At 46.5% G+C, this 22,520-nt stretch carries 26 protein-coding genes; 15 read left to right on the top strand and 11 right to left on the bottom strand.

The genetic code is table 11. The features are described from left to right. Positions 1-135: 135 nt before the first annotated feature. Together Q1A23_RS15240 and Q1A23_RS15235 are read right to left on the bottom strand one after the other, a co-directional pair. Entirely contained in the window at positions 136-642 is a 507-nt protein-coding gene (locus tag Q1A23_RS15240) for a hypothetical protein (protein WP_299824810.1), read from the bottom strand. Positions 643-654: 12 nt separating this feature from the next. Next, positions 655-1,809, bottom strand: a complete 1,155-nt coding sequence (locus Q1A23_RS15235) for a zinc-dependent alcohol dehydrogenase (RefSeq protein ID WP_299824809.1) — start codon at positions 1,807-1,809, stop codon at positions 655-657. Positions 1,810-2,262: 453 nt separating this feature from the next. Between Q1A23_RS15235 and Q1A23_RS15230 the strand changes: the two genes are divergently transcribed. After that, a complete protein-coding gene (locus Q1A23_RS15230; RefSeq protein WP_299824807.1) occupies positions 2,263-2,679 on the top strand; it encodes a hypothetical protein in 417 nt (138 codons plus the stop codon). Positions 2,680-2,742: 63 nt separating this feature from the next. On the opposite strand, the gene ggt is transcribed toward Q1A23_RS15230, so the two are convergent. Next, positions 2,743-4,431 (bottom strand): gamma-glutamyltransferase, encoded by a 1,689-nt coding sequence (gene ggt / locus Q1A23_RS15225; protein WP_299824805.1) that lies wholly within the window; start codon positions 4,429-4,431, stop codon positions 2,743-2,745. Positions 4,432-4,575: 144 nt separating this feature from the next. On the opposite strand from ggt, the gene Q1A23_RS15220 reads away from it, so the two are divergent. From Q1A23_RS15220 to Q1A23_RS15210, 3 genes are all read left to right on the top strand, one after another. Beyond that, positions 4,576-5,580, top strand: coding sequence for an amidoligase family protein (locus Q1A23_RS15220; RefSeq protein WP_299824803.1), 1,005 nt, complete (start codon positions 4,576-4,578; stop codon positions 5,578-5,580). Beyond that, complete coding sequence (locus Q1A23_RS15215) at positions 5,547-6,479, top strand: gamma-glutamyl-gamma-aminobutyrate hydrolase family protein (RefSeq protein ID WP_299824801.1); 933 nt, start codon at positions 5,547-5,549, stop codon at positions 6,477-6,479. Before Q1A23_RS15220 ends, Q1A23_RS15215 begins: the two co-directional genes overlap by 34 nt. 84 nt (positions 6,480-6,563) lie before the next feature. Beyond that, positions 6,564-7,373, top strand: a complete 810-nt coding sequence (locus Q1A23_RS15210; protein ID WP_299824799.1) for an alpha/beta fold hydrolase — start codon at positions 6,564-6,566, stop codon at positions 7,371-7,373. Between the two features lie 147 nt (positions 7,374-7,520). Here the strand turns inward: Q1A23_RS15210 and Q1A23_RS15205 are convergent, their stop codons facing one another. Then, entirely contained in the window at positions 7,521-8,222 is a 702-nt protein-coding gene (locus Q1A23_RS15205) for a phospholipase (protein ID WP_299824797.1), read from the bottom strand. A 229-nt stretch (positions 8,223-8,451) separates the two neighbouring features. Between Q1A23_RS15205 and Q1A23_RS15200 the strand changes: the two genes are divergently transcribed. Then, positions 8,452-8,787, top strand: coding sequence for a hypothetical protein (locus tag Q1A23_RS15200; RefSeq protein WP_299824796.1), 336 nt, complete (start codon positions 8,452-8,454; stop codon positions 8,785-8,787). Between the two features lie 235 nt (positions 8,788-9,022). After that, positions 9,023-9,478, top strand: coding sequence for a peptide-methionine (R)-S-oxide reductase MsrB (msrB, locus tag Q1A23_RS15195; protein WP_299824794.1), 456 nt, complete (start codon positions 9,023-9,025; stop codon positions 9,476-9,478). A 121-nt stretch (positions 9,479-9,599) separates the two neighbouring features. On the opposite strand, the gene Q1A23_RS15190 is transcribed toward msrB, so the two are convergent. Next, positions 9,600-10,319 (bottom strand): hypothetical protein, encoded by a 720-nt coding sequence (locus Q1A23_RS15190; RefSeq protein ID WP_299824792.1) that lies wholly within the window; start codon positions 10,317-10,319, stop codon positions 9,600-9,602. Positions 10,320-10,551: 232 nt separating this feature from the next. Here Q1A23_RS15190 and Q1A23_RS15185 point away from each other — a divergent pair, with 232 nt between their 5' ends. Both Q1A23_RS15185 and Q1A23_RS15180 read left to right on the top strand, forming a co-directional pair. Next, positions 10,552-10,926, top strand: coding sequence for a GerW family sporulation protein (locus tag Q1A23_RS15185; protein WP_299824790.1), 375 nt, complete (start codon positions 10,552-10,554; stop codon positions 10,924-10,926). Positions 10,927-11,020: 94 nt separating this feature from the next. After that, on the top strand, positions 11,021-11,527 hold the full coding sequence (locus Q1A23_RS15180; protein WP_299824788.1) for a VOC family protein: 507 nt from the start codon (positions 11,021-11,023) through the stop codon (positions 11,525-11,527). 39 nt (positions 11,528-11,566) lie between these two features. Here the strand turns inward: Q1A23_RS15180 and tcmP are convergent, their stop codons facing one another. Together tcmP and Q1A23_RS15170 are read right to left on the bottom strand one after the other, a co-directional pair. Further along, on the bottom strand, positions 11,567-12,691 hold the full coding sequence (gene tcmP / locus Q1A23_RS15175) for a three-Cys-motif partner protein TcmP (RefSeq protein WP_299824787.1): 1,125 nt from the start codon (positions 12,689-12,691) through the stop codon (positions 11,567-11,569). Positions 12,692-12,848: 157 nt separating this feature from the next. Continuing rightward, positions 12,849-13,412: a DUF1543 domain-containing protein gene (locus Q1A23_RS15170; protein ID WP_299824785.1), complete on the bottom strand. Its 564-nt coding sequence runs from the start codon at positions 13,410-13,412 to the stop codon at positions 12,849-12,851. 145 nt (positions 13,413-13,557) lie between these two features. On the opposite strand from Q1A23_RS15170, the gene Q1A23_RS15165 reads away from it, so the two are divergent. Next, on the top strand, positions 13,558-13,986 hold the full coding sequence (locus tag Q1A23_RS15165; protein ID WP_299824783.1) for a hypothetical protein: 429 nt from the start codon (positions 13,558-13,560) through the stop codon (positions 13,984-13,986). A 177-nt stretch (positions 13,987-14,163) separates the two neighbouring features. On the opposite strand, the gene Q1A23_RS15160 is transcribed toward Q1A23_RS15165, so the two are convergent. From Q1A23_RS15160 to Q1A23_RS15150, 3 genes are all read right to left on the bottom strand, one after another. Further along, positions 14,164-14,382, bottom strand: a complete 219-nt coding sequence (locus Q1A23_RS15160; RefSeq protein WP_299824782.1) for a hypothetical protein — start codon at positions 14,380-14,382, stop codon at positions 14,164-14,166. 109 nt (positions 14,383-14,491) lie between these two features. Further along, complete coding sequence (locus Q1A23_RS15155; RefSeq protein ID WP_299824780.1) at positions 14,492-14,905, bottom strand: VOC family protein; 414 nt, start codon at positions 14,903-14,905, stop codon at positions 14,492-14,494. Between the two features lie 2 nt (positions 14,906-14,907). Continuing rightward, positions 14,908-15,837: a glyoxylate/hydroxypyruvate reductase A gene (locus Q1A23_RS15150; protein WP_299824778.1), complete on the bottom strand. Its 930-nt coding sequence runs from the start codon at positions 15,835-15,837 to the stop codon at positions 14,908-14,910. Positions 15,838-16,014: 177 nt separating this feature from the next. Between Q1A23_RS15150 and Q1A23_RS15145 the strand changes: the two genes are divergently transcribed. The 3 genes from Q1A23_RS15145 (at position 16,015) to Q1A23_RS15135 (ending at position 19,174) form a co-directional block, all read left to right on the top strand. Beyond that, complete coding sequence (locus Q1A23_RS15145) at positions 16,015-17,574, top strand: protein adenylyltransferase SelO (RefSeq protein ID WP_299824776.1); 1,560 nt, start codon at positions 16,015-16,017, stop codon at positions 17,572-17,574. A gap of 178 nt (positions 17,575-17,752) precedes the next feature. Then, positions 17,753-18,382, top strand: coding sequence for an HAD-IB family phosphatase (locus Q1A23_RS15140; RefSeq protein WP_299824774.1), 630 nt, complete (start codon positions 17,753-17,755; stop codon positions 18,380-18,382). Positions 18,383-18,427: 45 nt separating this feature from the next. Further along, entirely contained in the window at positions 18,428-19,174 is a 747-nt protein-coding gene (locus Q1A23_RS15135; RefSeq protein ID WP_299824773.1) for a DUF72 domain-containing protein, read from the top strand. A gap of 51 nt (positions 19,175-19,225) precedes the next feature. On the opposite strand, the gene Q1A23_RS15130 is transcribed toward Q1A23_RS15135, so the two are convergent. Next, on the bottom strand, positions 19,226-19,828 hold the full coding sequence (locus tag Q1A23_RS15130; protein ID WP_299824771.1) for a hypothetical protein: 603 nt from the start codon (positions 19,826-19,828) through the stop codon (positions 19,226-19,228). Between the two features lie 188 nt (positions 19,829-20,016). Here Q1A23_RS15130 and Q1A23_RS15125 point away from each other — a divergent pair, with 188 nt between their 5' ends. The 3 genes from Q1A23_RS15125 to Q1A23_RS15115 all read left to right on the top strand — a co-directional run bounded on the left by Q1A23_RS15125 (position 20,017) and on the right by Q1A23_RS15115 (position 22,468). After that, positions 20,017-20,208, top strand: coding sequence for a hypothetical protein (locus Q1A23_RS15125; protein ID WP_299824770.1), 192 nt, complete (start codon positions 20,017-20,019; stop codon positions 20,206-20,208). Between the two features lie 251 nt (positions 20,209-20,459). Beyond that, positions 20,460-20,993: an N-acetyltransferase family protein gene (locus Q1A23_RS15120; protein WP_363322068.1), complete on the top strand. Its 534-nt coding sequence runs from the start codon at positions 20,460-20,462 to the stop codon at positions 20,991-20,993. Beyond that, positions 20,990-22,468 carry an aminoacyl-histidine dipeptidase gene (locus Q1A23_RS15115; RefSeq protein ID WP_299824768.1) on the top strand — a complete coding sequence of 493 codons (1,479 nt, stop codon included), beginning with the start codon at positions 20,990-20,992 and terminating at the stop codon, positions 22,466-22,468. Before Q1A23_RS15120 ends, Q1A23_RS15115 begins: the two co-directional genes overlap by 4 nt. Positions 22,469-22,520 lie beyond the last annotated feature (52 nt).

The raw sequence follows: 22,520 nt of genomic DNA, 5'->3' as shown, positions 1-22,520 counted from the left end.
ATGCCTTGCCTGTTATACTTGTAAACTAATCCTGTATACACAAAAAATGCACAGCAAAAGGCATAACATACCCTCTGCTGCGCATTTCCTACTATTACTTACTAGCGCAACACCATACTCTGTTGCTGCTAAAGCTTAGTCTCTGTCTCTGCGGGCCAGCATTACAATGGCGGCCGTGATGCCAGCCACTATTGCCACCCGTGCAAGTAACCCGGTTTTGTTGTGCTGCAAGTCTGCCTTATACCCTTTTTCGCCTAAAATATTAGGGAACTTACCCTGCACAAAGTCCTCAATTATACCTTCTACCACGTTTACGCGGTCTGCAAGTATCAAAGGGAGCCAATGCCCGTAATCGTTCTCGCTTTTCTTAAAGGCCAAGCGACGGATCATACCGCTAAGGCCGCTTGGTGGCACCGATGTACCGAACACGGCTGTAACGTTTGGGCGCTCTATGGAGTGCAGCACTTCAATGTTAATCGGTTGCTGCGTAGGCCTCTCCCAGGTATAGCCTTTGTGTTCTTCGTTGGTGCGTTTTTTCATGGGGTAGGTAGGATCATTTTTCGGATCTGCGTCTATGCCCCACCCTTTTATATGCGTGGGGTCTGTACCCCGGTTATTTTCAAATGGTCTGTTATCTTCCATGGTGTTGTAATTTTAAAGTTTGGCTGATGGTGGAATAAGAACCGGTTTGATGCAGTTATCTAGTTTCGTTGCAAAAAGACGATAGCCTTCGGCAACTTCTTCTAGTGGCAGGCGGTGCGTGATAAGCGCTTTCGGATCGAGCACTCCGTCCTGCACGTGCTTGATCAGTCTAGGAAGCAAGCGCTTAACAGAAGCCTGATTTGCCCGAATGGTGATGCCCTTGTTTACCACGTTGCCAATTGGCACGAGGTTGTCTGTAGGCCCGTAAACACCTACAATAGAAACAATACCACCTTTCTTTACGCAGTTGATAGCCCAATGCAACGCTGTGGCAGAGCCAGCCTGCAGCAGCATTTTTCTGCCGGTTATGGTCTGCATGGCATTACCGGCTGCCTCAGCTCCTACAGCGTCTATACACACATCAACACCCAACGAGTCGGTTGTCTTTTTGGCAAATACTGCCGGGTCGCCTATTTCGTTGAAGTTATATGCTTCGCATTGCGCGTAATTCCTGGCAAACTCCAGTCGGTACTCTACATGGTCGATAATGATCACGCGGCCTGCACCAAAAAGCCAGGCGCAGCGCGCAGCCATAATACCAACCGGGCCAGCACCAAACACCATAACGGTGTCACCTTTCTGTATACCACCCATTTCGGCGGCCTGGTAGCCTGTTGGCACCACATCTGTGAGCATCACGGCATCATCCAGGTCCATGCCCTCAGGTATGACGGTAGGCCCTACGTTAGCGTAAGGAACACGCACATACTCTGCCTGCCCACCATTATAGCCCCCTGCAGTATGCGAGTACCCGAAGATACCACCTACCGCAGTAGCCTGAGAGTTTGCCTCGTGGCAGTTACCGTACAGTTCTTGGCGGCAAAAAGCACATTTACCGCAAGCTATATTAAATGGCACCAGCACATTGTCGCCTACTTTTAGTTTCGTAACCTCAGCACCTATTTCTACTACTTCTCCTGTAAATTCATGCCCGAAGGTCATCCCTACCCGCGTGTCCGGAACGTTGCCATTATACAAGTGCAGGTCTGAACCGCAGATGCAGGAACGAGTTACGCGTACGATTGCATCTTCTGGATGCAAAATCTCGGGCATGGGTTTGTGATCGATGCGGACCCGCTTTGGCCCGCGATAGTTCATTGCCAACATAAGTTTGTTATCAAGTTATTGTAAGACATAACATCTAAATCTGTGAGAGCTTCTACTGAACTTTAAATACTGTTAAGGTTTGGTAAATTCACTCATGATTTACTTCTAAACAGATACTGAACTGCACATTCAAAGTTTCATAAATCATTACTATTCAGAATACTTATATATTCATATTAAACTATTCTAAAGCACTTATACTAGTTGTTTAAACTGCAGTTAAAGCAATCCTGGTAGTTAATACTTTAGGCAGCAAGAGCCGCCGCAAACGGCGGTGCAGCGGTTTAATGGCGCTTTGTTACAGAACTTATAAACCTGTATCGGTTGAACCCGAGCATCCATTTTCTCTTTTATGCTTCTGAAAGCTGCACTTATCAAAAAGAACTGTTATTTTAGTTACGAAGCGTTACTAACGTATACTTTAGCAATAACTTAACCTAAGAGAAACAGCTGATGCAGCACAAGTTTATGCACTTCAGAAACAGCCTTGGCCGCAGGTACTGTACCCTGAGGCACCGCAGGATGTATAATTTGATTGGAGTTAGCTGGAAAGGAACAGCGCCTGAGGAAAGTATAAAAGATGTAAAAGCAAGCATATTGCAGATGGTAAAGCACCATAACTGCAACGCTATTTTAAACGATGTCCAGGATTTTTACAGCGCACCAACAGAGATATTAGCCGAACTAACCAAAATAGAATGGGATGAAGAAGCATACAATGCAGGGGTGCAGTATCTAGCCCATGTGCTTAAACCGGACTCGGACAGCCCTCTTGCCGAAGATGTAACGGTAAAAGGGCTTGAGATAAAGTTTTTTACTACAAAACTGGACGCCCTGGATTGGTTAAAAAGTAAACTGAAAGTTAACTAACCTGATCGAATGGTGAGGCGAATACCGTATTTTCTGGTGCCGCTGCCTAAAACTGCTGCATTTTTAAAAACCTGCCGCTGCATCGTCCCCCCTGGGGTCGGCTCCGCCTTCAAGTTTGCCATCTGGTAAAACCAAAATTCCGGCTGCCCTGCCTATCCCGCCGGTTTTAGGCACCAGCTTATGACCTTTAAGCCATAGCCTCAAGCCTGTAACTCCACCTACTGCACCCCACTCTGTTAGTACCCAATCTGGTTTCCATTGGTGGTGAAAGCGCCCTGCATTTATGGCTCCTTGCATGCTGTGGCCATGCGCTGTTACATTAAGTATGATCTGGTAAACCGTAGTGATAATGGTAGAGCCTCCCATACTACCGACTACCATGTATAGTTCTCCCTCTTTTTCAAGAATGGTGGGGGTCATGGAGCTTAGCATGCGCTTGCCGGGTGCAATGGCATTGGCTTCTCCGCCCACTAAGCCGTAGGTGTTCGGATAACCAGGCTTTATACTGAAGTCATTCATCTCGTTATTCAGCAGAAAACCAGCGCCTGCCACAAACACCTTAGCGCCAAAGCTGCTGTTAAGCGTGGTGGTAACAGAAACAGCATTGCCTTGTGGGTCTACAATCGAATAGTGCGTTGTGTTGGGGCTTTCTGCCGGTGCAGGAATACCTGCAGAAACAGCATCGCTGTCTGTAGCTTCACTCTCCGAAAAATCCTTCATCCGGCTTTTTATATAAGCCGAGTCGAGCAGCGCCTGCAGCGGTACCTTGTAATAAGCCGGGTCGCCGAGGTGCTTTGCCCTGTCCGCATAAACCCGCCTCTCTGCCTCAATCATAAAATGCGCTGCTTGTAAAGAATTCCATCCCCAGATTTTCAGAGGGTAATCTTCAGCTAAAGTAAGCAGCTGCACCAGGGCTACACCTCCGCTGGAGGGCGGCGGCATGGTTATCACTTTATAGTCACGGAGGGTGGCAGTAAGTGGTGCCCGCCACACAGACTGGTATGCTTTCAGATCTTCATAACTGATGATTCCGCCACCGCGCTTCATTTCGGCCACAAGCATGTCGGCGGTGGTACCTTCGTAAAAGCCGGCCCTTCCCTTATCCCGTATTCTGGTAAGGGTTTGTGCCAGGTGTTTCAGGTACAGCGTATCGCCTTCGTGCCATTTATCTCGAAGTATAAAAGTTGGTTTAACGGGATTATACTTGATAAAATCTTTCCGTTGCTGGTTAAGCTTTTTGGCTTCTTTTTGAGTTAGCGCAAAACCATTTGCGGCCAGTTCTATTGCCGGCTGCACCAGCTCTTGCCAGGGCAAACTGCCATACTTCGCGTGTGCCTGTACCATGCCATCAACTGTGCCGGGCACACCAGCCGCCAGGTGCCCTTTAAAACTGAGGTTTTCCAGCACTTTGCCATTTTTATCCAGGTACATGTCGCGGTGCGCTGCGGCAGGTGCCCTTTCGCGGTAATCAAGGGCATCTATACTTCCGTCCTGTTGCCGCAACACCAGAAAACCTCCCCCTCCAATGTTTCCGGCATCGGGGTACACTACTGCCAAAGCAAACTGCACGGCAACAGCCGCATCCATGGCATTACCTCCGCGCCTGAGAATTTCTGCGCCTACTTCAGAGGCAAGCGGATGCGCCGTTACCACCATCGCCTTTTCTGTAACAAGCCCTCTATCGGTCAGGCTTCTGCTGTTACAGCCTACAACACTCAGGAAAAGAAAAAGGAAAGCAATTTTTTTAAGCATTAGCGGATAAAGCGGTTGAATTGTAGTCTTTACCCTTTAAACCAAAAGCAGGTTTACCTCAGGCAGAATTTTGTGCAAATACCCGCACGGCAAAACGGTTTATGGTCTTTGTCGTTTTTAGAATAGCATCAGCAACACACATGTATGGTATTTAAACAACCGCCGCAAATATATAACGCCCAAGGGCAGGTACGCACCGTAGGGTTTGAACTGGAGTATGCCAATCTTGGTATTGAGGAATCGGTACGGCTAGTGCAGCAGCTTTATGGCGGCAAGGTGGAGAAAGAGAACAGGTTTAAGCAAAAAATAACTGGTACTGCTTTAGGTGACTTTACAGTTGAGTTTGACCTGACGCTGCTAACGGAGAAGCGTTACAAGAAACCATTGGATACCTTAACCATACACCTGGAGGATTACAAGATAGGCGAAAGCTCTTTAGAGGAAGAAGTAGAAACGGCACTTGAAAACCTGATCGGGAAAGTTTTTCCGTACGAGATTGCCTGCCCTCCCGTACCTTGCACGCAGCTTAACGAGCTCGAAAAGCTAAGAGAAGCCTTATACCTGAACCATGCCGAAGGCACAGAGGAGTTTCTGACAAATGCATTTGGAACGCACATTAACGTAGAGGCACCCAGCACCGACACCGAAACGCTGCTGGCATACCTGCGTGCTTTCCTGCTGCTTTACCCCTGGCTGTTGCAGGTGGGCAACACCGATTTTGCCCGCAAGGTAAGCCCCTTTATAAACCCTTACCCGGATGCCTACACCGCCCTCGTTCTAAACCCATCCTATCAGCCTGCTTTACCAGACTTTATACTTGATTACCATACGTTTAACCCAGACCGGAACAGACCATTGGACATGTATCCCCTTTTTGCGGCACTACATGCAGCGCAACTGGAGCAGTTTAAAGGCTTGGGAAAAGTTAAGGCGCGTACCACCTTTCATTACAGGCTGCCTAACAGCTCTATAGCACAACCAACCTGGACGCTGGCACAGGAATGGAACAACTGGGTGGCAGTAGAAGAGCTTGCAGCAGACCGCACTAATATGAAGCAGTTGAGCCTGGAATACCTCTCTTTAAAAGAGAAAACGATTATTGGCTTTGATGCTAAATGGAGAAAACAAATAGCGCAATGGGTAACCTGAGACGTAAATTTAAGATAAACCGAAACAGGCCTACTATTGGCATTACCGGACCAGATAAAGGTGGCGAGGCAGCATGGCTTTTTACCGCCCTTGGTGTTTGGCTTGCCGGCGGAAAACCGGTGCATGTTACACCTGCCAGGCCCAGAACTGCAGATGGGTTGCAGGCTCTAATAATTGGTGGCGGAGCAGACGTAGACCCCAGCACTTACGAGCAGGAACACGTGCTGAACGACTACCTGCAACAAACGATAAACCAGCCAAATAAAAACCTCTTTAAGCGCGTGGGCAGGTTTCTGCGGTGGTTATACTTTCCGGGTTTGTTTTTTGTGCGCAAGCTACTAAGCCGCAAGCTTACTTTTAACCTGGATAAAGCCCGCGACCACCTGGAGTTGCAGCTGCTAGACCAGGCCGTAAAAAAAGACTTACCCGTAATGGGAATTTGCCGTGGCGCACAACTGATGAATGTTTACTTCCGGGGCACACTTTACAAAAGCATTCATACTTTTTACACAGAAGCCCCTAACCCTGCCAGCATTTTTCCGGTGAAGGAAGTAAGCATTACTGCTGGAAGTAAACTGGCAACCATACTTAAAACACAAACTTTACAGGTAAATGCGCTGCATAACCAGGCCGTAAAACTTCCGGGCCATCACATACAGATAGCGGCCACAGAACCTAACGGTGTCGTGCAAGCCATAGAGCACAAATTACTTGACTACATGATAGGTGTGCAATGGCACCCGGAATACCTGCCTCAGAAAAAAGAACATCGCCGTTTGTTTAAAGAGTTGGTGCGGCAGGCAAAAGAAGTTAAACAACAGATAGAAGAGCAGGACATGCAAGAGGCACTTACCTCAGAAGCAGAAGCGCTACAGGAACTCCAAAACCAGGTAAAGTAAATTGTGCATTAGTTAGTAACTTGTTTTACCAATCTGTTCCGGTCAGCAACATATTAGACTTATCCTTAACCCCAATTTTGCAATGTGATCAGGACCTTACTTTTTGCAGCAAGTATACTTTTAAGTTTATACTTTATACTTATGGCCATGGCATTTTATCAGCAAGAGAAACTTATCTTTTTCCCGGAGAACCTGCCTGCCAACCACGTTTTTAATTTTGAGCAGGAGTTTGAAGAGCATTTTATACCCGCCAGCGATGGCGTTACTTTGCATGGCATGCTTTTTAAAAGCCCAACATCATCCAAAGGGCTATTCTTTTATTTACATGGCAATGCAGGTTCTGTAGATTCGTGGGGATGGGCTACCAAAACGTACACAGACCTGGGCTACGACATTTTTATACTTGACTACCGTGGCTACGGAAAAAGTGAGGGCTCCGTTACCAGCGAAAAGCAATTTTACGAAGATGCACAGGAAGTTTACAATTACGTTAAAAACCACTACAGCGAAAGCAAAATTATAATTGCAGGCTACTCGATAGGAACAGGTGCCGCTGCCATGCTGGCATCAGCCAATAACCCGCAATTGCTTCTGCTTCAAGCGCCGTACTATAGCCTCAGCGATCTGATGAAAAGCCTTTATCCGTTTGTGCCCTCTTTTCTGCTAAAGTATAAGTTTACTACTTACCAGTACATTGAGAGAACCCGCGCGCCTATTGTTATTTTCCATGGCGATAAGGACGAAATCATTTATCCTGGATCAACTGAGAAACTAAAGCGACACTTAAAACCAACCGACCAGGTTTTTATACTTAAAGGCCTGGGCCATAACGGCATGAACGAAAGCCCGGAGTACAAGAGAAAACTAGCAGCGGTATTGCAAGTTGAAGCATAAGATTCAGGTTTAGCGCATGCCACCAAAGCAGCTTTATACTTGCCTCTTTTTAGAAAGTAAACCTGTTTTGCCTCACCTACAGCTTATGTGTTCGCGTCCATACTTCTTGCCATTTTACATAGAATTATCCGTATCTGTCACTTCGTATTAGGCACTATCTTTTAAAAACCACGCTACAGCACGCGCTGCTATGGGCTCCGGAACTGTATGGCCACCAGCAAATTCCATAAAGGTAATATCCAGGCCCTCCTTTCTAAGTTCCGGTGCAATACGCCGGCTACAGGGGGCAATAGGCAGCACAGGGTCAGCAACGCCATGCGATATAAAAATTGCTGGCTTGCCTTTGCGGACCAGGCTGTAGGCAAAGCCCGGCGAGAAAGCGATGATGTGTGTAAAAATCTTACCGTTCGCTAAACCTAAACTAAGCGCATAAGAAGCTCCATCAGAAAATCCACCAATGGCCACATGTTGCGGGTTGATGGCAAATTTCTCGAAAGCGCATGCAAGTGCAAGGTCAATTTTTGTCACATCAGGCCCAAAAGCTTTATTTACGATAATGTCCCAGGTAGTGGCACTTGCTGCAGGGGCTATAAGCAGTATATTGGCGCTATCGGCGTAAGGCTGCAACAACGATAAACCTTGCTGTGCAGCGGCACCTGCACCATGCAGCAAAACCGCTAAAGCAACCGGCTGGCTTTCATCATAACTTGCAGGCACATACAATAATCCATGTTTTTCGCCTGCCAGGGTTAATGGCTGCATGCCTCGCTGCACCTCACCGGCAGGCTTAAAAGTAGCTGCGCCAGCCGTAAGCAGCCCTGACGCATGCTTCGCTTTGAGTGATGTCATTACACGCTCCTGTTAAAGTATAAAAGCTACATGCTTATACGACGACCTGCCAATTTATACTTATTGCTAAAGGCTGTGTTTCTGCAAATTACAGTAGATCGCTTACCGATTAAAGCCCTCAACAGATTACCTAAGGTTAACCCTATACTTGTATTCGCTCGTACAAACTAAAACCTCTGACTAACCAAGAGGTGGAAACCTATTATCTAACATTTAACGGAAACAAACGATGAGTACTAACAATAGAAATATTCAGAACCAGGGAGATTTTGAGCAGGATAAGAATGTAAGCGGACGTCCGCAAGGTACAAACACAGGCCCTGTAGCCGGTGGTGCCGACAATACGCGCGGCGAAAACAAACCAAGCAGAGAAGGATCGAGTGGTGGTGCAAAAAAAGGAAAAGACACCCCGAACAACGACAGCCCGCAAGGCTCTAATGCCAACTTAACAACAACCAGCCGCGGCGCCGACAGCACCGATAAGGAGTTTCGCAATAACCAGCCTAATGCCAGCACACTAAAGGGGCATAAAAGCAATGTAAACTTAGGAAACGAGAAGGAGTAGTTTTAGAGTAAATTCAAAATCCTTACACTTAAAGCCACAGCTATAGTTATTAAATACGATGGCTAAGCTTCCTTTTATTAACAGATTTTAAGGAAGCCCTTCGAGGCGAAATCGTAACAATAGTATATCAATGTATTAGAGGCCCGGCACAACCGGGCCTTTTTATGCTAAAAACTCAAGGTAAAGTATAGAACCCTGCAGCTGCCCAACTGTGTTTTGAGATTAAAATTAGTATATGATGCGCTGGATAGACGTAATTACCTATGCAAAGTATAGCAACCCGGAGCCTCCGCGCAGCGTGGATAAAAAAGAAGAAGAATGGCAGCTGTTGCTAACGCCGGCGCAATACCTGGTAACACGACTCAAAGCCACTGAACCGCCCTATCGCAACGCCTACTGCCGATTTTACGGGCCGGGCACCTATACATGCGTATGCTGCGGCAGTATCCTTTTTAATGCCACAGCAAAGTATCATGCTATATCGGGCTGGCCAAGCTTTATGCAACCTGCACATAAAAATGCGCTGAAATATCTCTTCGACGATAGCCATAACATGAACCGCGTTGAAGTGCGCTGCAACGTTTGTGATAGCCACCTAGGGCATGTATTCAACGACGGGCCAGCTCCTTTTGGCTTACGTTACTGTATTAACTCTGTAAGTATGGATTTATCTAAACCAGATGAAGTATAAGTTTCCGGAAAATATCCAGATAGAGAAAAGAAGCGACATGTGCTGGAAACAGTTACAAAAAAAACAGCAGCCTACGTTTACGTAAGCTGCTGTGTAGTTACTCTCTTAAAAAATCAAAATTTTACCAATCGTTTTGGTGGTTAAAACGGTTACGGTCGTTGTAGCTTCTGTCACTATCATCCCTGTAGCCACGGTTCTCGTTACGGTAGTCTTGATTTCGGTGAGTGCTACGCTCGCGGTCTACATCGCGGTTGTTATAGCCTGTTGCACCATAACCTGTATTCCTGAAGCTGTCGTAGCCACGGTCATATCCTGTGTTTTCACGGCCAGCATAACCCGACTCGTAGTCGTTTCTGCTGTAATTCCTGCTATCACGGTTACCGGTGTTTCTGTCGTTGTTAGTATAGCCGCCATCACGGGTATGACCAAATTCGTTGCCGTAGTTGCGGTTCATAAAACTATCATAGTCGCCGTATCCGTCATATTGCCTGCTTTGGCTACGGTTTGTGTTGTACTGCGTCATACCTGGCCCGCGGTTGCCCGACAGGCCGTAATAAGAGTGGCCATAAGCTGTACCACCACCTTCGTTGCTGCCGCCTTCCCCGTAGCGTGTGCCCTGGCTCATATCACCATAGGCTCTGGATGCATTCGTTGCTCTGCCCCCTAAACGGTATTGCTGTCCGTGGTCTCGTCTTTGGTTTTGCTGCCCAAAATCACCATACCTACTATCCGGGTTGTAGCGCGAAAGGCTGTTCTTATTTCCAGTTTGTGCATTTCCGTGTTCATCAAAGTCAGCATAATGGTTTTTACGCTGCCTGTTGTTATCATCGTTTCTGTTCATAGCTTTCCATGTTAAATTAGAATTCATACTCTATAAACGAATCAAAGGCTGCCTTGTTAGGATTTCGCCAGATTTGATAACTAACCAGGCAAAGCAAGCGCTTACTGAAATAGCTTGTGCTTCACCAACTGTACTGCTGTGCCACAACCATACTTTTACTGCGCAACCTATTGGCTTTTATCCACGGATATGCGTTTATACTTGTAAACATGCATTGAGCACATAAATAATTATGGATCAAGAAAAAGAAAACGGTGAGGCAGGTGCAAGCACTTTTGTGGAGCGCCTCGCACAAAAATTCGGAGCAGCAGCTAAGGCAAGCCACATTTACGGCGAGCCTGTAGAGCGCGATGGAATAACAGTTATACCTGTGGCGAAAGCTGTATACGGATTTGGCGGCGGTGCAGGAAAAAAGACAGAGGAAGAAGGCGCTGGCGGCGGCGGAGGCATGGTGTTAACGCCTGTTGGCTACATCGAAATACAGCAGGGTAATTCAAAATTCCGAAGCATCCGCGACCCCCAAACGATAGTTAAAATTGTAGCTATCGGCAGCTTGTTCACTTACCTGGCCGCTAAAAGTATAACCAGCATTTTTAAGCGCTCATGAGCCTGAGCTTGCAAAACCAAACACAAAACTTAACAACAGTTAGTGAGTGTTATGCTTCTGGCCAACATCAGTTATACCTTTTAACATTACCTGTATGCCGCAACCTTATACCGTACCTCCGCAAACAAAAATCGGGCATGTGCACCTTAAAGTCGCTGACCTGGACCGGGCCATGAAATTTTACTGCGACCTGCTGGGCTTCGAACTGACAACCATGTATGGGAATGATGCCGCATTTATTTCTGCCGGGGGCTACCACCACCACATAGGTTTAAACACCTGGTACAGCAAAGGCGGTGCTCCTGCACCTGCCCGCAGCACCGGCTTGTTTCACACGGCCATTCTCTACCCTACCCGCAAAGACCTGGCAGCTATACTTAAGCGTTTAATAGAGGCTGGTTATCCTTTATCCGGGGCATCAGACCATGGCGTATCAGAAGCGTTGTACCTGTCAGACCCGGACCAAAATGGGGTAGAACTTTACTGGGACAGGCCAAAAGAGCAATGGCCGGCAAACGAAGATGGTTCGCTGCATATGTACACCCGCCCCTTGGATTTACAGAACCTGCTCTCAGAACTAGACGAAAATACGGATAAATAGCCTGAAGACATTGTTGACCTGAATTTTGCTAAAGGCCGTTTATTTGTAAGCGATGATGGAGGAGAAAGTTACTTTTCGCATTGTTTTTCTGTTCACCGGATTAACAGCCTCAATCACGCCATCTTTTCGCAGTTGTTCAAAAGCTTCCAGGTAGTTTCCGCGGATGTAGTTTGTGCCGATGTTATGGTGCCTGTAAATGCTGTCGAGTGGCAGGTTTGTATAGTACTGCGCTTTGTCGGAGAGTTCGGTGGTAAGGTTTTTTACGGAGTATCTGTACTGCTCCTGAAAAAGCGATAATTGGTGCTTTATATTGGCTCCGAACAAAGGCACCCCGTCTTCCTGGAAATCGCTGTACATAAGCATCAGCTCCTTCATCTTCATATAAGCCGTGTCTGTTTTGGACACAAAAAAGAGGTAGTGGCTGGTCTGATTTTTCTTGGGCAGGCTTATTTTAAACCGGAACGTCTTGTAGTCTTTTTCCTTAAAAATCTCCTCGAAGCTATCCACCATAAAATCTTCCCGTTGGCCGGCATCCTGGTAACGCTCGCAAAAGTCTTTTATCCTGGTTATGCGCTCTGCCCCGAAAATATCTGTCAACAGGTCGTTATCGCTTGCATTAAGTATGGCTGGGCGCATCTTGGCAGGGCTAAAGATCATTAATACATCCAGGCCCCACCGCTTTACAGACTGCAGCAGCATTTGCTGGGAAAATGCGTAGCCAAACGGGTCGGTATACATAAGAGCGGGCGTATCGGTGCCCAATAATTTAGCGAGCAGGCTGAAATTAACTTCCTCATTAAGTATAACCGGTTTGTAAATCAGGTTCTCGTAGTATGGCAGGCCTTCCAGGTTTTGCTTCAGTTTTTGCGTTACAGTTGGCTTCTCGTCTGTAAAAAAAGTGCGAACAATTTTATTCAGGTTAAACTTGTCTGTAGCCCCGAAAATGCTGTTCAGCACTTTAACCGGTGAAGCCGGTTTCCCTTCTTCATACTTGCCATCGCCGGCATACAAGTCTACAAAAGCCAGCGAGTGGTTTGCCTTATAACGCTGGCCCTGAAGTATAGCCGTACACCAAACCCTGAAATAATCGTTTAATAGCTGCGATTTAATTTCGGCTGTGTCGCGTTGGATGGTAAAGAAATCGTTTGTTTCGGCAGTAGACATGCTTTTGTTATGAATGCTTTTAATAAGAGGCGTCTGTTATTGTAGTATAACAAAGTTAAGCCTGAATTTTAAAGTATGGCCAAGGGTAAATAAGACACTTGCAGGTGCCCTGCAGAAATACAATTTACCCCCGCATCACTTACTTGTTTACCTGCTCCTACAGCTTATGCAACTGGAAATAACCCAAATGTATTTCGTCTGTTACCTCACTACTGGCAGGTGTAAGCTGTAGGCTATACGTTGGTTTCACAGTATCAGGAAGCATGTCTTTTACCAGTTGCAGGTCGTCTATGTCAACGCCATACTTATCATCGATGTGGGAAGCTGCCCCTTTAAAACCGGTATGCTTATAGAAAGCCGATTTCCTGGCCTCTGCCGATGCTTTGGCCATATCGGGTGCTATAACCAGCATCTTATAATGAAACTCGTCGAACTCACCTTCTTTGTAGCCGCCCAGGTTCAGGAAAAACAGTTTATTAGGTGTTGCCTCAGCTCCTGCGGCAGGTTTTGGCACAACCGTAACATCGTAGCCGTTAACATGCGTTACTTCGCGCCAGGCATCTACATGCAGGTTGTTTTTGGCTTCGGGCCAGAACGCCTTTATACCCGGCACAAGGTCTTTTATGGTTTCTCCTATCCCGAAGAAAATATCGTGTTGCTCTGTGTTGCGACCAGGAGGCCGACCGCCCAGCATCAGCATAAAAAGTTTAGGATGTTGCATGGTGTAAAAATAAACATAAAAGGGTCCCGATGCCATTTATACTTTAAACTTATGTGCTGCCAGTACTTAAATGGCAGGTTGCAGCAAGATAAATATTACCTTTGCAGCACTCGTAAACAACCGATACGCACGTATACCCTACTATATGAAGTTAAAAGGCAATATCAGCGATGTAAAGCAGAAGCGTGACAGCAAAAACGCAGGTATAGAAGTACAGATAAACAAGATTGAGTACATCACCCATAAAAAAGACGGGAAGTATTACCAGCCATTTGATTATGAAGTGGAACTGGAAACACCGCTGGTGATTACCGGGGATTGCCTGGCCCAGACAAGCAACAGCCAACCCAAAGACGGTGAGTATGAATTTGATGTATATGATATAGTGGACGGAGCATACGTGCACAACCCAAACAAACAGTTATCGCTTACTGTTGCCTATGACTATGATGCTGACCTGAACATACTTACTTCTGTTTATTATACTGTTACGATATCGAACGAGGAGTTTAAGGAGCTGAAAAGGCAAGGCCATAAGTCGCGGGTAAGCAAAAAAGGAAAAGCCCGAAGATAGAACACAAAAAAGCCCTGCCGTTAGGAAAACCTGTGGCAGGGCTTTTTCTCTTGCTTCTCGTACAAACTCGGGATAAAATCCGAAAGTTTCTACAAACTTTAATCAGGTTTAAGGCCTGTCTGTGCGATAACAAAATATGTATTACTTATACTTTTATACGTAATACATTTATTTGTGTTAGGCATTTTGCGTAAGATTTGAACCATCTCCCTGTCTGCCTAAGTAAATGCCGTAAATTACCAAACCTATACCTGCGGCCAGCAGCACATACTGTTTCTGCTTGTTAGACAGGCCGTTGTAAAAGTCCAGTCCGTTTGTAGCCGGGTCTTTGATAATATCCGCTAATTGCGAGGGGTTCTTTACCAGGTTTTCCAATGAATTTGCTGTGTCACTCATGTTTATTTTGTTTTGATTAGCGTTTGCATGTATAAGAACAAGTACGGCTATACAAAGGCATAGGATATAAAAAAGCTCTTAAAAGTATAAAAGCAGCCCATCACTTCGCTTAAGATGCAAAAACTTCGTCGGGGTTCCGGAACGCTTTAAACTCCAGCGGGTTGTTGCTAAAGTCAAGTACAAACATGGTGCGCTGCTCTCCTACCTGCCCTTCGTAGCGTGTATGCGCCTTTACCACAAACTTCACATCATGCTGTGTCAGCCTCTCCTGCAAGCTGTCGAACTGCTCGTAAGTAAGGATACAGCCAAAGTGCGGAACCGGTACACTAACCCCATCCACTTTGCCGCAATAATCCAGCTCAGGTATATTATCGCTAACGTGCCCGGACAACTGGTTCCCGAAGAAATCAAAGTCAATCCAATGTTCTGTGCTTCTGCCTTCCTGGCACCCTAAAATATCGACGTAAAATTTACGTGTAGAGGCAATGTCCTTTACTTTAAAAGCATAATGAAATGCATTCATAATTAGTATCCTTTGGTTAGTGAAACAAGGTTAAGTAGTGGCTTCTGCTGTTTCAGCCTGTCGTAGTTGGCAAGTATCTGCCTTACAGCCGAGGCAGGGTTTGTGATGCTGGCAATGTGCGGTGTTATGCTTATTTTAGGATGTGCCCAGAAGGGGTGTTCTTCCGGTAGCGGCTCCGTTCGGAATACGTCCAGGCTTGCTCCTGCTATATGCTCTGAATCGATCATCTCCAGCAGATCGGCATCTACCAGGTGCTCGCCGCGGGCTACATTTATCACGTAAGCACCTTTTGGTAATTTGCTTAAGGTGGTCTTGTTAAGAATGTTTGCTGTTTCTTTTGTTAATGGCAGCAGACAGATTAAGATATTACTGGTAGCTAAAAAATCAGCTAACCCAGCATCTCCGGCAAAAACAGGTATGCTCTCAATATTTTTTGTTGATTTTGCCCAACCCTGTACGTTAAAACCCAACGCTTTTAGCTGCCTGCCTGTCTCTGTACCCAGCACACCCACTCCCATAACTCCAACCTTTACATCTTTGGGGCGCTGGTATGTCTTTGGCTCCCAACGTTGCGTAGCCTCTGCTACTTTGTAAGAAAACAGCCCGCGCACATGGCTTAAAACTAAGGTTGTGGTAAAGGTTGCCATGTCGTTGGTCAGGTCTTCATCAACTACCCTTGTCAATTGCACACCGGCAGGCAGCTCCGGATCTCGTAAAATATGGTCTACGCCCGCACCCGTTGAGGCAATGCACCTCAGATTAGGAAACTGTTTAAAAGCACCTAACGGATGATTCCAGGATATGGCAAACTCTATTTCTTCTGGTGGGCCATCATAAGGGTAAACGTGTACTTTAAGGTCTGGGCGGCTTTCTTTCAGGGCATCTAACCAAAAGTTTAACCACCTGCTATTGTTAACAATAAGTATAGACATAAATTTTTATCAGTTGTAATGCACCCATAAGTATACTTTAACCTGCAGGCTGTTATTTAGCTTGAGATACTCCGCTTAAAATTAACTAATCTTGTACAATTATTGTTAGGTATGATACCGATAGTACCATAATAAGCGGCCCGGCAGGGTCAATTTTGAAATCTAAACCAGCTACGTATGGAGAGCCTTCTCTCAAAAAAATATAAGAAAGAATTTGTAACTGCCTTTGACGGCGACGAAAGCGGTAACCTGGAACCACGCCAAACACCGAATGTACTTTACAGCAAAGCCATCCCCACACCGGTACCCAAGCCTGCTTTACTCGCATGGTCTGATGGGCTTGCGCAAAAACTTGGAATACAAAAACCCGGCAGCCAACAGGAAATAGATGTACTAGGCGGAAACCGCGTTACCGAAACCATGTATCCTTACGCTGCCTGCTATGCCGGGCATCAGTTTGGAAACTGGGCAGGGCAATTAGGCGATGGCAGGGCGATAACTCTCGGCGAATGGGAAACAGCACCTGGCCAGAGTTGGGAATTGCAGTTGAAAGGCGCAGGCCCCACCCCGTATTCCCGGCGTGCCGACGGTAGAGCTGTTTTGCGTTCTTCGGTGCGGGAATACCTGATGAGCGAAGCGATGCATTACCTGGGTGTGCCAACTACGCGCGCACTAAGTTTAGTAAGTACCGGCGAGCCCATCTTACGCGACATGTTTTACAACGGCAACGCAGCTTACGAGCCCGGTGCTATTGTAATGCGTGTAGCACCCAGCTTTTTGCGTTTTGGCAATTTCGAAATATTGGGTGCCCGCAAAGAAACAGACAACCTGCAAAATCTCGTTAACTGGACAATAGCGCGTTATTACCCACACCACCAGGGAGAGGACAAAGTGCTTCAATGGTTTACAGAAGTTGTAGAACGCACCGCTAAACTAATGGTGGATTGGATGCGCGTGGGCTTTGTGCACGGTGTGATGAATACCGACAACATGTCTATACTTGGGCTGACGATTGACTATGGCCCCTACTCGTTTGTAGATGACTACGACCCGAACTTTACGCCAAACACGACTGATTTGCCAGGCCGCCGCTATGCATTTGGCAAGCAACCATCTATTGGCTACTGGAACCTGGGCTGCCTAGCCGGTGCACTTGCGCCTCTTTTCCCGGATACAAAGCCTTTGGTAGCTGCCCTCGAAACTTACAGGGAAGTATACTGGGCAAATTATTATGCCATGATGGGTAAAAAGCTTGGCCTCGACCAGGTTTCTGAGGATGACATAAAACTGATAAAGGAGTTAGAGCAAATGCTAACTGCACTTAAGCCCGACATGACTATTTTCTTTCAGTTGCTAATTGATTTGCCACTTGACCTGGCAGACGCCGACGCAGCTGAAGTATACTTTAAAAAAGGCCTGTATGACGACTTAAGCGGTGCAGAAAAAGAAGCGCTTTATACATTTCTGAAGAAGTACAGCACGCGCCTACTGGCAAACAGCTGCACCCGCGAGGCATCGCAGGAGCTGATGCGCCGCACCAATCCGCGCTTTATACTTCGGAACTACCTGCTGCACCAGGCCATCGAAGAAATGGAGCAAGGCAAAAGCGACCTGTTCGATAAACTACAGCAAGCCCTGAAAGAGCCATACTCATCTAAGTATGACGAGTTCTTCGAGACAAGGCCTGAGTGGGCCAGCCAAAAAGCAGGATGTTCTATGTTGTCTTGCAGTTCATAAAACCTGCTCCGTTTATACTTTACCAACCAAGAGGAAAGCTGTCGTTGCTTTCCTCTTGGCATTTATGGCCATTGCCGAAAAGTATAAATGCCGGCAGCCTGCCCCCTTTTTGGCTTTTTCCGTATGCTAGGTAGCGCTGGTAGCATCCCTACCTGCTGATGATTTGTTTAACGATACTATGGCTCAAGCTACAGAAGATATAAAAGTTATTGTTTTCGATCTGAACGGAACGTTCTATAACAAGAGCTCTAAGGATGAGTTCTTTAAGTTCGTTATCAGCAAGAAACCGAAGCAGGCCCGCTATTATGTGCAGATGGTGTACTATAAACTACTGCACAAGCTTAACCAGATCAGGCAGACAGAGTTTAAAGAAAACTTCTTCAACTATCTTGATAACATCCCGCCCAAGCAGGTAGAAGCCTATGCCGATGAGTTCTGGGAAAGGGAGTACCCTTCACAGTTTAACGAGGAACTGCTAAACCACTTCGAAACAATGCGTGCAAAAGGAGTAGAACTATTTTGCGCAACCGGAGGGCTGGAGCTTTACGTCAAACCTCTTTTTAAGCACTTTAAAGTAGATGGTTTTGCCGGAACAAGAGTAACCTATGAGGATAACACTTACAAAGTAATTGGCAAAGCCTGCAAAGATGAAGAAAAACTCTGCCGCCTAGCCGAGCACTACAAAAACAAAGCTTATACAATTGTAGAGGCCTACTCCGATAGCAAAGAAAATATACTGGATGAGGCAAAAGAGGCTTACCTGGTACAGGACGGTGATTTAGAACCTTATAAAAAGCACAAAAAGTAGAACCAGGCAGCTAACCGGCCTCAGGTTTAAACAACACATTCTAACATGGATATCATACCAAACTTATACATGGGTACCTCTGGCTGGAGTTACCGCTGGCAGGAAGTTTTGTACCCACCCGAAATAAAATCAGCAGAGCGGCTAACGTATTATGCCACACAATTTAACGCAACAGAAATAAACAGCAGTTTTTACCATTTTACGATGGCTAAAACAATAGAGAAATGGCTGGCTACCACCCCGCCCTATTTTAAGTTTGCGCCAAAGCTAAAACATGAAATCACGCACAAGCGCAAATTCCTGGAGGCGGAAGAGCCGCTGCAAAAATTCATGTCGCGGTACCTGGCCATGGCCGACCGCCTGGGACCGGTGCTGGTACAAATTGCCGGCAGTTTCCGCTACGACAGGCTGGTTGCTGAAGACTTTTACAGAACGCTCAGGAACCTTTACCCTCACACAGACTTTGCCTTGGAGGCCCGTCATGTGTCCTGGTTTACGGCAGAGGCTCTGGACCTGATGCGGGATTACAATATTACGGCGGTGATGGCAAGCGCGGGCAAACGTTTCCCGGGCACAGAAGTGAGCACAACAGGCACTATTTACCTGCGCCTGCATGGCGACGAGAAAATGTATACTTCCTCGTATTCTGATGAAAAACTGGAGCGTTACGCTTTTATGGTAAAAGATTGGCTGGAAGACGGAAAACAGGTCTGGATCTTTTTTAACAACACAGTTCTTGGGAACGCTGTTACTGATTCGCAGCGGCTTAAACGCATGCTAACAGACCTGTAAGGTTCGTAAATAACGTTCGGCCTAGGTTGAAACTACGCTTCATTAGTTCGCTTATTTAGCCGGGGGTGCCGGCGAGATCATGATGTGCGCCCCATGGGTTCCCGGATACATGATCCAGGGCATGGCGGGCGCTTCTGGCTTAAGCGGCAAACCAGTACTTTCTGAGGTAGCATAGGGTATATAAACCACGTAGCGTAAATAGCCGTCTTTTACATCGCCGGTACGGCTGTTGTAGTTTTCATCTGGGGCAGTAAAAACGAATAGCGATGTTGGTTGCGCCGGCATTTTCAGTTTGCCGCTTTTAACTTCCTGCTCCCGCATATCAAAAATCTCCTTTGTAGCCTTACCTGCTTTTTTTAACTCACGCCCACGGGCCATAAAAGGGTCCAGGTCGCGGTGGTAGCATGAGGCTGAGAAGCCTTTCTGATTCGGATCATCTGCCAGGCACACCATCTCGTTAGTACCTTTTCGCAACTGCACCAGTTCCCCTTTCTGATTGTAGCCATACACCGCTGCACCAGCACGCTTTTCGGCTGGCGCTGCCAAAACCGCAGCTTTTATCTGTGCTTCCGCAGCCGGAGGGTTGGTTTGCGCCTGCGCGCATAAAGAAGCAGTAAAGGCAATCATACCCAGAAGTATATTTTTATTAGTCATGTGCAGGGGGTTAACGTGTAAACTGTTCTCTTATACGCTTAAGTATAATTTAGGTAAAAGATGCTACAAAACAGTACAGAGAACCCACTCCCCTGCTGTGTTTCATTTTATACTTTAAGGCTGCGTCTTTTAAGGCATGTGCGCGTCATCACCCTGAAATAAGTTTATCAACCCTTAAAGTATAAAACATGGACCCAATGTACATTTACGCCAGACCAGACCAGGCAAAGGAGGAACAGGAAGCATTTAAAGCCCCAAAAACGCAGCATTGCACCACTCCACCGCCAAGCGCCAGCCCCCGAAATGTGGCCTCTATAGCGAATAAGAAAATTAGCAGCCTACTAAAACTGGCCTGTGAACTTACCTCCTCTAAAGCCTAAAAACGTAAGTTACGAAGCCAAAGAAACTGGTTATAGGTAGTGAGAACGAATTTACTTACCGAACAAGAAGGTTATTTTATTAAGCATTAAAATTTCCGGATTACAAACGATTACCAGATAACATTTACTTAACAGATCTATATTTTTACTAATTTTTTCTTATTATTATACATTAATATACAGCTTTAAACTTACTATTTTCTAAAACTGCTGTACATGTTACTATAGCCGCTTCTATTTGAGCTTTTATCATGATGATCACCATACACCCGATGCACCCAAAGCATGCTGCTTCAGTATTACGCATTTACGAGCAAGGCCTCTCTACCCGACAGGCAACATTTAACACAATTGTTCCGAGTTGGGACGAATGGGACGCAGCACACCTGCAACACAGCCGGTTAGTAGCCTTGGAAGGTGACACCGTAGCAGGTTGGGTGGCTTTATCTCCTGTTTCGGTAAGGCTCTGCTACAAGGGCGTGGCCGAACTTAGCATTTATATCTTGGGCAGTTACCGCGGAAAGGGTGTCGGAAACTTATTGATGCAGGCCCTTATTAACGAAAGCGAGCAAAACGGCATCTGGACATTAAACTCCTCTACTTTTCCGGAAAATGTGGCAAGTATAAAACTCCAGGAAAAGTATGGCTTCAGGGTAATTGGTTACCGCGAAAAAGTAGCGGAGCACTATGGTGTGTGGCGCGATACAGTTTTACTTGAAAGGCGAAGCAAACGGGTAGGCACTCACGCATCAACCTCAGCCTATACACTAACCGAGCAAGTATGAACACAGACATACTCGAACTGGAACCCAGGGTGCTTTGGCACTATTTCTCTCAACTTAATGCCACACCGCGTGGCACAGGCAAAGAGGAAAAGGCAATGCAGTTTATACTTGAAGTGGCAGCAAGTAAAGGCCTACAGCCTTACACCGACCCCGCTGGCAATGTGCTGATACGGAAACCAGCCACGCCAGGCATGGAGAAACGGGCCGTGCTTGCGCTGCAGGCCCATGTAGACATGGTACATCAGAAAACACCTGCATCAGATTTTGACTTTGACACCCAGGGCATCCAGATGTACCAAGACGGCGATTGGGTAAAAGCAAAAGAAACAACTTTAGGGGCCGACAACGGTATTGGCGTGGCAGCTATACTTGCCCTACTTACTGCTGATGCTATCACCCACCCACCCCTGGAGGCACTCTTTACAGTTCGCGAAGAAAAAGGTATGGTAGGTGCAATAGGACTGCCCGAAAACCTGCTGAAGGCATCTGCTATGCTTAACCTGGATTCGGAAGAAATTGATACGATAACCATTGGGTGCGCTGGGCGTGTAGCCATCGTAACGCGGGGCAGTTATGGCCAGGTAAGTGTCCCAGCTAATACGCAGGCCTATTGTTTTAAAGTTTACGGCTTAACTGGCGGCCATTCCGGTTTAGAGATACACCATGGCCGGGCCAATGCCATTAAGCTGATGTGCAAGTTGCTAACTTCTGTTGCAGCACATGCTGATTTTTACGTGGCTAGCATGAAAGGTGGCGATGCGCACAACTCCATTCCGCGTGAGGCGGAAGCTATGTTGGTTATTCAAGAGAAGGATAAAGACAAGTTTCTGAAACTGGTCAAAATGCAGTCGGGTAACCTGTACCGCCTATTCAGCAAAACAGATCCTAATTTAAAAATAGACTGCAGCTCCTGTGCCCCTCCCGAGTTTGTAATGTCCGATGAAAGCAGGCAGACACTTAACCACCTGATTAACTGGTGTCCCGACGGAATATACACGATGAGCAGCGACATGTCGGAGCATGTACAAACGTCGAACACGCTCTCCATCTTTGAGCTGCAGAACGGCAAATACGAAATCCAATGCCTCACCAGGAGTTCTGTCGATACCGAAAAAGACCAACTGGCACAATCTATAAGCGGCGCTTTTACGGCAGCTGGCGCAAATGTATCGTTAGATGGAGCTTACTCCGGATGGTCGCCAAAACCAGATGCGGCTATAGTACGGCATGTAGCGTCAATCTACAAGAAGCTCTTTCACCGGGAACCCAAAATAACGGCTATACATGCGGGGCTGGAGTGCGGCATTATCTGCTCCAAATACCCCGCGATGGATATTGCCTCGATTGGTCCTACTATTTTAGGGGCACATACTCCGGATGAACGTGTACAGATAAGCTCTGTTAAAGATTTCTGGAAGCTATTACTTGAAATACTGGCTACCATGCCTGAAATAAAAAACTTGCGAAAAAGCTGATTCTAACCAACACTTGAGAAGAGTGACGCCAAATCGTGTGAAATAATCTTAA

This window comes from uncultured Pontibacter sp. (assembly GCF_947492645.1).
Taxonomy (GTDB): Bacteria; Bacteroidota; Bacteroidia; order Cytophagales; family Hymenobacteraceae; genus Pontibacter.
Note: the sequence above shows the minus strand (reverse complement) of the source record. Positions and strands in the feature narration are given on the sequence as shown.